This window comes from Pseudomonas sp. P7548 (genome assembly GCF_013386585.1).
Classification (GTDB): domain Bacteria; phylum Pseudomonadota; class Gammaproteobacteria; order Pseudomonadales; family Pseudomonadaceae; genus Aquipseudomonas.
The window spans coordinates 20,931-34,370 of record NZ_JACARO010000002.1 but is presented as its reverse complement, the minus strand read 5'-3'; the positions used below and the strand labels follow the sequence as shown (position 1 = coordinate 34,370).

The window sequence follows — 13,440 nt, the reverse complement described above, 5'->3', positions numbered from 1 at the left end:
AGGTCAGCGATGTGCTGACCTTGAATTCTTCTAGTTATGTGGTGTGGGGCGCATTCTGTGATATCACATTGATGGTGTCAGTATTTTGATGCTTTTAGTTCAATTTAATCCGACGAACGGCATGTCGCCATTTTTATGACAGTTTGACGGCGAAAAATGCATTCACTTAGAGAACATGAAGTTGCGCTACTTTTCCGCAAACATTGCTGCCCAGGCGGACAAGAACGGCGCATAACTGACACACCCATCAACAAATATTCGGTTGCCCTACACTGTCTCGAAAATTTGCCTACATGAAACCGCGATTAAACCGACGGTTTATATCGCGCAACAGAATACGGAAACCTCACCCGGATTCAAGGGAAAACCGGCTGAGCGGTCGACCCAAAATCCTCGGCAAAGCCACGGCCCGTGTATCTCTGTGTATGCAGGCTTACCCCCTATACACAACGAAGCAAAACCCGCGCCGCCTGACACAGGCCAGATACCTCCCCGGCTTTCAATAAGCCCACACCCTTATTGAACCCGGAGGATACCCACCATGAACTGGAACACCTTGATCGCCGTCAGCCTGCTGGCTTTTGCCGTAAACGCACATGCCGACATGAAGCCAAAGCCCGATATCCAGCGCGTACTGTCCACCACCGAAGACACCCGCGCAGGCTGCGGCGTGGTGGATGCACGGATGACCTACCTGGACTCGAAAGGCCAGACCCAGGTGCTGGCCTACAAGAAATTCACGGATAACTGCGGGGACGGGAACTGAGGCATGCACCAACCGGGCACAGCGGTGCCCGTTTTTAGCGCGACGGTGAGTCAGCCGCGAATGCGGTGCTCGGTAAACGCATAGTCTTCTTGGCAGTCCCCACTCGGGCTCGCCGACACACTCACGTAATGCACCGTGTCCGGGTCCACCAGCTTATAGGTGTACAGATCCGGCGTGCGCACACCGTCGGTGCGCACCTCATTCTTGCCATTGGCCGCCGACCAACTGCCCTGCTCCGTCTGGATCACCTGCGTCTGCTGCGCATCGCGGAAGAAAGTAATGGTGAAACGCCCGTCGGACCGCAGGTTGTTGGTCCACGAGAGGAACTGGCATTTGTCGGTCTGCGTGCGCAGGCCTTTCCACGTGCCCACCAGGGTGGGGTCGTTGGCAGGCTTATTAGACGAGCAGCCGCTGAGGGCGGCGGTTAGCAGGAGGAGAGACAGGCATAGCGTCCGTTTCACGTGGGGCGTCCTTTTGATTTGGATGGGTTGCGCGCTGGCGCTGAAGGCTCTGAGGCGCGGTAGGCATCCTAACCTTGCCTGTAGGAAAAAGGAGCGCGAGGGAGAAAAGCGTGGGTTTTGTAAAAATAGTCAGAATTCAGGGGTTTACAGAAGCCTGCCAATCGCTATAATCGTCGCCCTAACACGCCGGTATAGCTCAGTTGGTAGAGCAACTGACTTGTAATCAGTAGGTCCCGGGTTCGACTCCTGGTGCCGGCACCATATAAGACGAAGCCCCTGCAGAAATGCAGGGGCTTTGTTGTTTCTGGGGTTTGGGTGAGCGTCCACAAAACGTCCACGCCTTGTTTTCCCTATCGTGCAGCCCACCCTCTCTTTTCTCCCTTCGCTGTTGCCTCACCCAATCCAGGCGTTCAAAGCCGCCGAAGACGCGATAAATTCACGCCCCACTACGCCGGGCGACTTTCTATTTATTGGCACTCGCTCTCACGAAGAACACGTGAATGAACTGACGACCACTCACGGTCACGCATTTTATGGCGCTACACGCTTGGATTATTGGCAGGAGTTGGCAGGGCCGTGCTTGACGATGTGGTGAAGGTATTGGAGTCGCCTGACATCGCCCTGTAATAGGCTGTTGATGCAGTGACTGAGCCGGCGCCATCGCGGGCAAGCCCGGCTCCCACAGAAAAGCGCCCCAGCCTGTGAAGGCTGGGGCGCTCTTTTGGTGTCAGGCAAACCGCCCACCTCGCCTGCGCAGGTAAACCATCTGCGCCGTCACCCCAACCACCAGCGCCAACGCAATCCCCCCCTGCGCCCCTATCAACACCGGCGACTGCAGATCCGTCACAAACGGATGCCCATCCGGCACTCTGCGCAACGTCTCCGAAACGGTCGGCACCATGAGGAAAAACGCGGTCAGGCTCAGGAAGATCGTTTCCAGATACGCCCGCGCCTTACCCAACCAGCTGACATATCCCACGCCATACCCCGCCAGCAGCAGCGCAATCGTGATGACGCCAATCGCGTTGCTGACCGGTTGCTTCGCGACCAAAAACACCGTGAAACCACCGATCAGCATGGATGCCAGGTAGAGCACACCCGGTGTCGAACGGGGGACGATGCGGCCGTGGCGGATGAACATGTAGGCGGCCAGTGGAATGGCCGGCAGGCTGCCGAGGGTGTGTAGCCAGCCGAGGGCGGAGATTCCGAACATGGTGGGGTTCTCGTTTAATTGGACGATAGGCATAAACGGCTGATGTGTGGCGGTTGCGTTCTGCTTGGCCCAGCGCGCTATGATCTTGGGCTCAGCTTAGTGAAAGCGTGGTGGAACCGACATGACGAATCCCCTCGAAAATTTGATCATTCATCCGGAAATGCAGTTGGAGGGGCTGGCCAAGGGGGATTTGCTGTCCCAGGTGCTGGCGCAGATTCGTCTGACGGGCGATCGGGTGTATTCCACTGCGCTGGTGGAGGCGCAGTGCCTTGAGCTGGATGAGAAGAGCGCGCACATCGGTGTGCTTCAGCAAGGTCGGTTGCTTCTAGAGGGCGCTGGTCAGCCCACCACGATGCTTGAGCAGGGCGACATCATTCTGCTGCCCCATGACCCCACGGGCATCACGATCACGGCGGTCGACGGGCCGGCGACGCTGGTGATCTGTCGGTTCTGGTTCGACGCGAGCAGTTTCCAGGCGATGCTGTTCGCCCTGCCCCGGCTGATCCTTCTTCGTCACGCCGACGCCGCGCCGTGGTCGGAAGGGATTTTGCATTTCATGTTGCTCGAAGCCCATGACACGCAGCCGGGCGGTGCGTTGATGATTTCGCGCCTGATCGATCTGGTGGTGATCCGCATTTTGCGCACCTGGGTGCATCAGGGCGCCGCGTCGGGATGGCTGGGTGGGTTGTCGGATGCGCGTATCGCCCGGGCGCTGAGGGCCATTCATGCGACACCGGGGCAGCAGTGGCGCATTGATGCGCTGGCTGAACTGGCAGGTATGTCGCGCTCCAATTTCTGTGAGCGCTTCAGTTCATTGATCGGGCGTTCGCCGTTGCGCTATCAGAATGAGTGGCGGCTGACCCTGGCGAAGACCCTGTTGTCGCAGCACGACAGTCGAATCGGCGAGGTGGGTTTCGCGGTGGGCTATGAGTCGGAAGCGGCTTTCAGTCGGGCCTACAAAGCCTTCTTTGGCCGCTCGCCACGGGAGGACAACGCCCGGCCGAACCAGGCCGGGCGTGTGGATCAGTGACCGGCGCTTTGCCCGCCGTCCACGTGGAGGATCTCGCCGGTAACAAACGCTGCGTTCTCCAGGTAGAGGATGGCCTGGGCGATATCACTCACTTCACCCATATGCCCCACCGGATGCAATTGCCCCAGCGCGGCGTGGGTTTCCTCGCCATGCATAGGCGTCTTGATGATGCCCGGGCTTACGGCATTCACGCGGATGCCGCGCTTGGCGTATTCAATCGCCAGTGATTTGGTTGCCGAGTTCAACCCGCCTTTGGTGAGGTTGGCGAGTACCGAAGGCACGCCGTCGATGGCGTGGTCGGCAAGGCTGGTGGTGACGTTGACCACATGGCCGGTGCGGTTCTTTTCCATCTCAGCGATGGCGAGCTGGGTGATATAGAAGAAGCCGTTGAGGTTCACCGCGAGGACGTTGGCGTAGTCCTCCGGGGTGTAGGCGGTAAACGGTTTGGCGATGAAGATGCCGGCGTTGTTGATCAGGCTGTCGATACGCCCGAAGGTGGCCAGGGCTTCGCGGACCACGCGCTGGGCGGTGGCGGGGTCAGCGATATCGCCGGCCACGGTAAGAATGTTCGGGTCGGTGGACGGCTGGATCGAACGCGAGGTGGCGACCACGCGGTAATCGAGGGCGCGGTAGGCCTGGACCACTGCGGCGCCGATGCCTTGGGAGGCGCCGGTAATGATGACGACTTTGCTCATGATGCTTCTCCAGAAGAGGCTTGGGATTTGCGGTATTCGGTGGTGGTGATGCCGGCGTAGCCCCAGTTATCGGTGTCGACTTCTTCGATGACGATGTGGGTCAGGTCCGGGCGTTTGTGCAGGACGCGTTCGAGGGTTTCGGTGAACTCGGCGATGACCTGGGCTTTTTGCTCCGGGGTGACGCCATCACGGGTAATGCGCAGGCTGACAAAGGGCATGGCAGAGGCTCCAGTGGCCGGGCATCGGGATGATGGGCCGGCAGTGGGGCCAATTTAGGCTTGCGCCATTGAGGGATAAAGGTGGCGCGGAGTACTTCATTAGTGATGCGGTGTAACAAGTGTTCACGCCAGTTCCACAAGATTTCACACCCGCCCGCGATACTGGCTAAGTAGCATCGCCTGGTGTTCCCCTCCAACCCTTAACGCGCATCCTGACGATGCAAGGAGCTCCAATGTCGTGCGTTCCTCCTTCCTGCGGCGGCGGCAGCAAGCCACCGGCCACCAGCGGGACCGGCAGCACCAACAACGCCGATTCGGCGATTGCCAAGATGGAAGCCACGTTCAACATGGCGATCGAGAAGTCGGCAAAGATCACCGAAATCAGCACGGCCAAAAAAGCCGAGCTGGACGCCACCAAACAGCGTCCGCAAAACTGATGTGACGGGCGGGCAGCGCCTGGGCGCTGCTTGCTTCGCATGCAGGTTCCCGCCTTTTTTGCGCCCTCGCCTGGCTGGTTTTCTGTGCAAAACCGCCAGGCATAAAAAAACCCCGAACCAGTCGGGGTTTTTATCGCCTTGGATCAGGCGTAACGCGCGATCAATCAGAACACGTTGATCGGGTAGTCAGCGAACAGACGCAGTTCGTTACCACCTACGTTGTAGTTGCTGGCGTTGTTGGAGACGCGCAACCACGACGCACGAGCACGCAGGCTCAGGTCTTTGGCCGGGCCGCTCTGAACGACGTATTTGAACTGGTTGAAGATTTCACGCTCGGTGCCGCTGCCGCGGTTGGAACCGTCGTCAATGTTGGTGCCGCGCACGTAGGCGATGTTGTAGGTCAGGCCAGGCACGCCGAAGGCGCTGAAGTCCAGGCCGTAGCCCGCTTGCCAGGAGCGCTCGTCCTTGCCGTTGAAGTCAGACCAGTAGGAGTTGGCCAGCAGGATGGTGTTGCCACCGTCGCCGATGCCGCTGTCCTTGGTGTTGTTGCGGTAGCCGCCGTACAGGTAACCGGTGTCACCGGTGCTGCGCTGGTGGGCCACGGTGAAGCTGTGCGGGCCGACAGCCCAGGTAGCGCCCAGGCTCCAGATCTTGTTGTCGCGGGCGTCAGCGTCACCTTGGGTCAGCTGGGCGAAGCTCTTGTCCAGCTTGGTTTTGTAGCCGTTGAAGTCAAAGGTCAACGATTGCTTCTCTGGCAGGGCCAGCACGTAGTTGACGTTGACGTATTGCTTCTTCAGCACGTCTTCCATGTCGGAAGCGTACAGGGCAGCCGACAGGCTTTCGGTGAATTTGTAGCTACCACCGATGTAGTCGATGCTTTTCAGGCGGCCGCTGTCGGTGCCTTCAGCCGCTTTCTGGGCTTCCTTGGTGAAGTGACCGGCGTCCAGCTGCAGGCCAGCGATCTCTTTGGAAACGATCGAAGTACCGGTGTAGGTTTCGGACAGCAGGCGGGAGTTGTCGTATTCCAGCACCGGCACGGCCGGGAACTGATCACCGTACTTGAGCACAGTGTTGGAGACGCGGAACTTCACGGCAGCGCCGCCTTTGGACAGGTCACGGGCGGCTTCGCCGCTGTCGCCCTGCTTGAAGAAGTTGATGCCGCCCGCGCCGCTGCGACCTTTGCCACCGTCCAGACGGATAGCGTATTGGCCGATGGCGTCCACACCCACACCAACGGTGCCTTGGGTGAAGCCGGACTCGAACTTGCCGATGAAACCCTGGCCCCATTCGGCTTTGTCTTGCTTGCCGTTCTTGTAGTCACGGCTGATGTAGGCATTGCGTGCTGCGATGTTCAGGTGGCCGTCTTCAACAAAACCCTTGGATTGCTCCTGGTCGTTGGCCATTGCCTGAGTAGCGCTCAAAATCCCCAGAGCGATCAGACCCATCCGTTGCTTCAACATTTTCTTGTATTCCTTATTACTGGTTGAGTACGCGCTGTGACACCAGGCTCCGTGTTGCTTTTCTGGTGTCGACTTTTTCCAGAAAAAAGAAGGCCCGCGGACGACTGAACTGCCGCGGGCCTTTTTTTATTGGATGAGTCATGGCGGTTAGCCACAGGCGTTGGGCGCAATCCTATGCGCGCGTTGAACTATGTGTCAATTTCGTGAATCGTCTGTATTTAGGCGAAATAATTCTAAGCAACGTCCTACGGCACTTCGCTGAAAGTCTGAAAATCCCTTCAATACCCCTAAAAAACACATGAAGTAACATATTTTCCAGGCGATACGTTTGGCAATGGATAACGTGCGCAAATGCAAAGCATTACCATTCGCGCGCATTTTTCCCTCCCAAACTTTCTGGATACATGCCTTCATGCCTGCCTATCGCCTGACGCCCATCACCCTGGGGCTTTCTGTTTTGCTGTCTGCCGGTTTTGCCTGTGCGACCACGGTCTTGCCTGAAACTTCAGTCAGCGCAGAAGCTGACGAAGACGACCCACGCGTCAGGGAAACCAGCACCGCTACCCGCACCGCCACTTCGGTACGGTATGTGCCCCAGGCCATCGATTCGGTGAAACCCGAAAGCCTGCGTTCCTACGGCACCAATGACCTGGGCCAGGCGTTGAGCGGCATTCCCAACGTGAGCAGCGGCGCCGACACCCGTTTCGACAGCCTGCGCATCCGCGGTTTTGACGCCAGCAATGACTTCTACCTCGACGGTATTCGAGACGACAGCCAATACGTGCGCGACCTGCACAACATCGAGCGCATCGAAGTGCTCAAGGGGCCTGCCGCGGTGCTTTACGGGCGAGGCGGCCAGGGAGGGATCGTCAACCGTGTGAGCAAGCTGCCCCAGGCCGGGCACAAATCGAGTATCGAAGCCCAGGGCGGCAGCGATGATTTGCGCAGCCTGTACGCCGACCTCAGCACCGACCCCACCGAAAACATCAGCCTGCGCCTGAACATGGGCAACCAGGACAACAACAGCTTCCGCGATGCCGTCAGTGGTAACCGCCAGTTGTTCGCGCCGTCCATGAGTTGGCAGCTCACGCCCGACCTGAACTGGCTGGTGCAATACGAATACAGCCGCTACAACCGTACGCCCGACCGTGGCATTCCCGGGGTCAACGGCCGGCCGGCGGATGTAAGCCGCAGCACCACCTACTTCGACAACCACGACTACATCGACGACAAATCCCAGTCCCTGCGCTCCAAGCTCGCCTACGAGCTGAACAGCAACTGGCAACTGCGCCATACCCTGGGCGTGTTCAAACTCAACAGCGACTTCGACAACACCTACCAGACCGGCTACACCGCCGCGACCAACCAGGTTACCCGCCAACACTGGCAGCAGGACCTGAACACCCGCAACGTGTTCAACAACCTTGAACTGGAAGGCGGCTTCGACACCTACGGCCTGGAGCATCGCTTGCTCACCGGCCTTGAGCTGGGCAGCCAGCGCCGCGACCCGAAACTGTATACCGCCGCTACCAGCGGCCCCGGTCGGCAGGCCGTGCCGAGCCTGGACCTCAACAACCCCAACCGCAACCTGCGCCATACCGGGCGCATGAGTGTTTCCAGCAACAACCACACCGAAGTCGAAAGCCGTGCGCTGTATGTGCAGGACCAGCTGCGCCTCAATGACCAATGGCAATTGCTGGGTGGCCTGCGTTACGACCACTTCGAAGTGGACACCACCAACAGGATTCTCAACACCCGGCAAGCCGTCGAAAGCCACAGCACCAGCCCGCGCGTCGGGGTGGTGTGGACGCCGATGGAGCATCACTCGTTCTATGCCTCGTGGAGCAAGACCTTCTCGCCAGCAGGCGGCGGCTTGATCGGCATCACGCCGAACGCCGCCGGCAGCGTCAACGACCTGAGCCCCGAACTGACCAAGCAAAAGGAAATCGGGGTCAAGAGCGACTGGCTCGACGATCGCCTGAGCACCACCCTGGCGGTGTACGAACTGGAACTCTACAACCGTCGCACCAGTGACCCGCTGGACCGCACCATCACCCTGCTCAGCGGCCTGCAGCGCTCACGCGGCGTGGAGCTGACGGCCACCGGAAAGATCGTCGGCAACTGGTACGTGCGCGGCGGCATCGGCCTGCAGGACGCCAAGGTCGAGAAGGACAACAACGGCTTTGAAGGCAAGCGCGTCAGCGATGTGGCCAAGCGCAATGGCAGCCTGTTCCTCACCTGGAAACCGGAGATGGGCTGGTACGCCGAAACCGGCCTGACCCTGGTGGGCGACCGTTATGCCGACAACCTCAACACCGTGGTGTTGCCGGGTTATGGCCGTTGGGATGCGTTGGTCGGCTTGCGCCAGAAGGAATGGGACGTGCGTGCGGCGCTCAACAATATTGCCGACAAAAACTACTACGCCTCGGCGACCAGCGTGGCGCAGATCCAGCCGGGTGAACCGCGCAGCCTGGTGGTGACAGGCACCTACAGCTTCTAAGCCGATAACAAAACGAAATGTGGGAGCAAGCCCGCTCCCACATTTTCAGATATCAGTGTTCTTCAGTCGTGCATCAATTCGCACAGCGCCGTCATTTCATCTTCGCTGAACAACCCCGCCGGGTAACGTTCACTCATCACACTGCGCAGGTCGGGCTGCTGCCTGACCTGACGCGAACCATTTGCCTTCAACCAGAGCGCCAGCGCGTGGATAGCGTCACCGTTGACCCGCAGGGGGTGGAAGGTGCGCGTGTACATCAGGTTGATATCGGCATTCATTTCAGCGCTCTCTCCTACTGCGTGAGCGGCTAACTTACTCAAGGTTTGTGACAGAACTGCGCAGTCATCACCTTGGGTCACTGTCGCAACACCGATACAAGAGCTATGCCAATGTCCCGTGTTTATGGGCATCCGGACACAAAAAAGCCCGCGACCTTGCTAGGCCGCGGGCTTGCTGTGGGCGCTGAAACCGAGTAGCACCCGATCGTCGGCCAGACGTTGTTACAACTGCACTCAGTTTTTGTGCGGGGCTGGCTGCTGTTGGGTCAGGCAATGGATATTGCCGCCCCCCAGTAACAGTTCACGACCCGGCACCATCACCACCTCATGCTGGGGGAACAGGTTCTGCAGGATTTCCTTGGCTTGGCTGTCCAGCGGGTCGTCGAAGCTCGGGGCGATGATGCCGCCGTTGACGATCAGGAAGTTGACGTAGGAACCGGCCAGACGCACGGTCGGGTTGCGTTCCTGGCTGCCGTCCACCGGGTCCACGCCCGCACATTCCTCTTCGGTCGCATACAGCGGCCCCGGAATCGGCATCTTGTGCACTGTGAACGAGCGGCCCTTGGCGTCAGTGCTGCTTTGCAGCACGTCCATGGCGGCGTGGCAGCGGGCGTAGTTCGGGTCTTGCGGGTCATCGGTCCAGGCCAGCAACACTTCGCCCGGGCGCACGTAGCAGCAGAAGTTATCCACATGGCCGTCGGTTTCGTCGTTGAACAAGCCATCCGGCAACCAGATGACCTTATCCACCGCCAGGTTGTCGCTGAGCACCGCCTCGATTTCCCCACGGTTCAGGTGCGGGTTGCGGTTGTGGTTCAACAGGCACTCTTCGGTGGTGATCACCGTGCCTTCGCCGTCGACGTGAATCGAGCCACCTTCCAGCACGAAGCCTTCGGTACGGTAACGCGGTGCGCGCTCGATCTCGAGAATCTTGCCGCCCACCTGGGAATCGCGGTTCCACGGCGCATACAGACCGCCCTCAAAACCACCCCAGGCGTTGAAATCCCAGTTCACGCCGCGCACTTCGCCACTGTTGTTGATGACGAACGTCGGGCCGGTGTCGCGCACCCAGGCGTCATCGTTGGACATTTCCACCACGCGGATATTGGGCACATCCAGGCGAGCGCGAGCGTTTTCGTACTGACCGGCAGAAACCGCCACGGTCACCGGCTCAAAACGCGCAATGGCCTTGGCCACCGCCACATGAGCTGCCTGCGCCGGCTTGCCGCCCAGGCGCCAATTGTCCGGGCGCTCCGGCCAGATCATCCAGGTCTGGGTCTGTGGCGCCCACTCGGCAGGCATATGAAAGCCATCGGCGCGGGGCGTGCTGTGCAGGGTGGTCATGGCGATCAGGACTCCGAATGGGGGTAAATGCCGACTTTATAACGGATATAAATCGGCTTTAGAAGCGACAAAATATAATAACTACGAAATATGACATTCATTAGCCGATAACAATCGACTATCTACAGCTGTTCATCCAGCACCTTCGAGAGCATGCCGACAAAGAAATCCACGCTGCGTTTGGTCGTGACCATCGGCGGCTTGATCTTGAGGATGTTCAGGTAGTCGCCCGTCGGTTGCATGAAAACCCCCAGCTCGCGCAAGCGGTCGCACAGCAGCGCGGTTTCTTCCGTGGCCGGTTCCAGGGTTTGTCGATTACGCACCAGCTCCAAGCCCAAGTAGAAGCCGGAACCGTGAACCGCCCCCACCAAGGGGTGACGGTCGATCAGTGCTTCCAAGCGCGCCTTGAAATGCCCACCGACCTCTTGGGCGTTTTCCCACAGCTTTTCTTCTTCCATGACATCCAGTACCGCCATGCCGATCCGGCAACTGACCGGGCTGCCCCCCGACGACGAGAAGAAATACCCCTCGGCCTCCAACGCCTCGGCGATTTCACGACGGGTGATCACCGCGCCCAATGGCTGGCCGTTGCCCATGCCTTTGGCCATGGTGATGATGTCGGGGACCACACCCTGCTCTTCGAAGCCCCAGAAAAAATGCCCCATGCGGCCGTAACCCACCTGCACCTCATCAGCAATGCACACGCCGCCCTGAGCGCGCACCAGCCCATACACTTGCTGCAAGTAACCGGGTGGCAAGGAGATGCCACCGGCATTGCCATACACCGGCTCGCAGATGAAACCGGCCAGCTGGCGTTTGCTCGCGGCGATTTTCGCCAGGTTGTGTTCCACGCTTCGCACGTAATCCGGGGCGCTGTCCTGCCCACGGAACTCACCACGATAGGTATTCGGCGCCGTCACCGGGTGCACCCAGTCCGGGCGACTGCTCAGGGCCTGGGGGTTGTCGGCAATGGAGGTGGACACCGCATCTGCCGCCACCGACCACCCGTGATACGCCTCCAGCACACTGAGCATGTCGCGGCCGCCGCTGTAGGCCCAGGCCAGGCGGATCGCCAGGTCGTTGGCCTCGGTACCGCTGTTGACCAGGAACACCCGGTCCATGCCAGCCGGCGCCAGCGCCAGCAACCGTTCGGAAAACTCGGCAATCGCCGCATAGTGAAAACGCGAGTTGGTATTGAGCAGCGACCATTGCCGCGCCGCCACCGCCGCCATGCGCGGGTGGCCGTGCCCCAGCACCGCCACGTTGTTGAGCATGTCCAGATAGGAGCGGCCCTGCATGTCGATCAAGTGGTTGCGCCAGCCGCGCTCGATACGCGGCGGGTCGACGTAATAATGTTTCTGCGAACGGGCGAAGCTGGCGTCGCGCCGTGCCAACAGGGCCTCGGGGTCGAGTTCGGGCTCGGCATCACAGGCCAACCCCAGCAGCTCGGCAGGCGAGGGGCAAATCGCCTGCCACGCCTGGGCGCGAGACGGTGTGCAGAACAAGGGAGGTTCAAGGTCGCCACGGCACAACTGTACGACCAGCGGAGCCTGGACCTCGCCCAGTACCTGCCCCTTCACCAGCGTCGAACCCTGAGCCAGCGTCGTTTTTCCTCCCCACAGGCGCAGGCTCGTCTCAGCGCCGCGCAAGTACAGTAAACCGTCGGCCCCCGGGTGCAAGGTCCCGGCAAACGGCGCTTCCAACACCGTGCCATGGGGCAGGTGCAGTTCCACGTGCAGCGCCAGTGTCTGCGGCTCTTCGGCGCTGTCAGGGCGGGTACGCGACAAACGGTATTGCCCGTAACGGCTGGCGGCCAGCCCGTGCACCCTCGCGGCTTCATCCAATAAATGCCGGTCGATGCCCGGTTGCTCCCAGTTACCGGCCTCGAAGTGCGGGCTGAGCACGCCCAGGTCGATCAACGCGAACTCACGCCCGACCAGGCCAGGCAGCAACGGCGCGAAATCCTGGTTGGCCAGTGGTGGCAACGTCTCACCGACACAGCGCAGGATCGCGGCTTCCATCAACTCAAACGGCACCGACGTGGCAACTTGAAAGATTTCCCACTCGTGCTCGGCATTTTTCAGCAGATAAGTGTTGTCCGGGTCCAGCCGTTGCTGCTGCTCGCTGCTCAACACCAGCACCGCCGCACGGGCGACGATCAACGGCCACAGCGCTTGCAGCTCTTCACGCTGCAACGGGGTGACCGCGTGGCAGGCCTGGATCGCCGGCAAAATGGCAAACGGATCGCCCTCGGCATGGTGCAGCAGCGCCGCGCAGGTCACCGACAGGTCGGCAATACGCCAGGTGTGCACCAGGTCGCCAAAGTCAATCACGCCCTGGACCTGCCAACGCCGCTGGGCGTCGCGTTGCCACACCACATTGTCGTCGGTGATATCCATGTGCACGGCTTGCCAAGGCAAATGTTGCGCCAGCGGCTTAATAGCGGCGTCCACCTGGTCGGCCACCTGCTCCAGCGCGGCACGATGGGGCAGGTCCTCCAGGGTCGCCAGCAGGTGGGTGATCAGTTCCTGAGCGTGGCGCGGGTCCCATTGCAGGGTGCGTTCCAGGCCGGGGTGCGTGAAATCGGCCAACGCCAGGCTCATCCGCCCGCACAGGTCGCCAAAGCCTGCGATCACATCGCGGCCCAGGTGCGGGCGGTGGGTCAGGGGTTCGCCGTCGATATAGTCCAGCAACCGCAAGCGTACGGTTTGACCGTCGACGCTCTCGGTCAGCAACGCTTCACCTGTTCGGGCCGCAATCACCTTGGGGACGCGCACTTGGCCCTGCAGGTATTCAAGGGCTGCGTGCTGGGCCTCAAGCTCCACGGCGGCATAGTCGCCCCGGCAGATTTTCAGGACAAAGCGGCCGCGGGCGCTGTCGACCTTGTAATTGAGGTCTTGCTGGCTGCCCAGTGACTGCAACGTGCCGGCGAGGTCGTAATGCTGCAACAACAGCCGGGCTGCCTGATCAGGGCTCACTTGCGGGCAAGGCAAACTGGCGCGATGGATCAAGGTGGCAAGCAACATTGTGACGACCTCTGT

The 13,440-nt window shown here is 60.2% G+C and carries 12 protein-coding genes and 1 tRNA gene; 5 read left to right on the top strand and 8 right to left on the bottom strand.

What is annotated here, in order from left to right; all coding sequences use genetic code 11:
• Nucleotides 1-541: 541 nt before the first annotated feature.
• The gene (locus HX803_RS00765; protein WP_178918520.1) at nt 542-766 is read left to right on the top strand and encodes a DUF2790 domain-containing protein; all 225 of its coding nucleotides are present in this window, start codon (nt 542-544) and stop codon (nt 764-766) included.
• A 50-nt stretch (nt 767-816) separates the two neighbouring features.
• Here HX803_RS00765 and HX803_RS00760 read toward each other — a convergent pair whose 3' ends face one another.
• Nucleotides 817-1,227: a hypothetical protein gene (locus HX803_RS00760; protein ID WP_178918519.1), complete on the bottom strand. Its 411-nt coding sequence runs from the start codon at nt 1,225-1,227 to the stop codon at nt 817-819.
• A 185-nt stretch (nt 1,228-1,412) separates the two neighbouring features.
• Here HX803_RS00760 and HX803_RS00755 point away from each other — a divergent pair.
• Nucleotides 1,413-1,488 (top strand) — tRNA-Thr (locus HX803_RS00755).
• Between the two features lie 466 nt (nt 1,489-1,954).
• Here HX803_RS00755 and HX803_RS00750 read toward each other — a convergent pair.
• The gene (locus HX803_RS00750) at nt 1,955-2,440 is read right to left on the bottom strand and encodes a hypothetical protein (protein WP_178918518.1); all 486 of its coding nucleotides are present in this window, start codon (nt 2,438-2,440) and stop codon (nt 1,955-1,957) included.
• A gap of 121 nt (nt 2,441-2,561) precedes the next feature.
• Here HX803_RS00750 and HX803_RS00745 point away from each other — a divergent pair, with 121 nt between their 5' ends.
• Nucleotides 2,562-3,470: an AraC family transcriptional regulator gene (locus HX803_RS00745; RefSeq protein WP_178918517.1), complete on the top strand. Its 909-nt coding sequence runs from the start codon at nt 2,562-2,564 to the stop codon at nt 3,468-3,470.
• Here the strand turns inward: HX803_RS00745 and HX803_RS00740 are convergent.
• Nucleotides 3,464-4,165 carry an SDR family NAD(P)-dependent oxidoreductase gene (locus tag HX803_RS00740; RefSeq protein WP_178918516.1) on the bottom strand — a complete coding sequence of 234 codons (702 nt, stop codon included), beginning with the start codon at nt 4,163-4,165 and terminating at the stop codon, nt 3,464-3,466. The genes HX803_RS00745 and HX803_RS00740 overlap by 7 nt on opposite strands.
• Nucleotides 4,162-4,383 carry a 4-oxalocrotonate tautomerase family protein gene (locus tag HX803_RS00735; RefSeq protein ID WP_176997326.1) on the bottom strand — a complete coding sequence of 74 codons (222 nt, stop codon included), beginning with the start codon at nt 4,381-4,383 and terminating at the stop codon, nt 4,162-4,164. Before HX803_RS00735 ends, HX803_RS00740 begins: the two co-directional genes overlap by 4 nt.
• A gap of 233 nt (nt 4,384-4,616) precedes the next feature.
• Here HX803_RS00735 and HX803_RS00730 point away from each other — a divergent pair, with 233 nt between their 5' ends.
• Nucleotides 4,617-4,820, top strand: a complete 204-nt coding sequence (locus HX803_RS00730) for a hypothetical protein (protein ID WP_176997040.1) — start codon at nt 4,617-4,619, stop codon at nt 4,818-4,820.
• A 164-nt stretch (nt 4,821-4,984) separates the two neighbouring features.
• On the opposite strand, the gene HX803_RS00725 is transcribed toward HX803_RS00730, so the two are convergent.
• Nucleotides 4,985-6,280, bottom strand: coding sequence for an OprD family porin (locus tag HX803_RS00725; RefSeq protein ID WP_178918515.1), 1,296 nt, complete (start codon nt 6,278-6,280; stop codon nt 4,985-4,987).
• Between the two features lie 412 nt (nt 6,281-6,692).
• Between HX803_RS00725 and HX803_RS00720 the strand changes: the two genes are divergently transcribed.
• Nucleotides 6,693-8,780 carry a TonB-dependent siderophore receptor gene (locus tag HX803_RS00720; protein WP_178918514.1) on the top strand — a complete coding sequence of 696 codons (2,088 nt, stop codon included), beginning with the start codon at nt 6,693-6,695 and terminating at the stop codon, nt 8,778-8,780.
• A 62-nt stretch (nt 8,781-8,842) separates the two neighbouring features.
• Here the strand turns inward: HX803_RS00720 and HX803_RS00715 are convergent, their stop codons facing one another.
• From HX803_RS00715 to HX803_RS00705, 3 genes are all read right to left on the bottom strand, one after another.
• Nucleotides 8,843-9,058 (bottom strand): hypothetical protein, encoded by a 216-nt coding sequence (locus tag HX803_RS00715; protein WP_178918513.1) that lies wholly within the window; start codon nt 9,056-9,058, stop codon nt 8,843-8,845.
• 234 nt (nt 9,059-9,292) lie between these two features.
• Nucleotides 9,293-10,399: an agmatine deiminase gene (gene aguA / locus HX803_RS00710; RefSeq protein WP_178918512.1), complete on the bottom strand. Its 1,107-nt coding sequence runs from the start codon at nt 10,397-10,399 to the stop codon at nt 9,293-9,295.
• Between the two features lie 122 nt (nt 10,400-10,521).
• Nucleotides 10,522-13,425, bottom strand: coding sequence for an aminotransferase (locus HX803_RS00705; RefSeq protein ID WP_178918511.1), 2,904 nt, complete (start codon nt 13,423-13,425; stop codon nt 10,522-10,524).
• Nucleotides 13,426-13,440 lie beyond the last annotated feature (15 nt).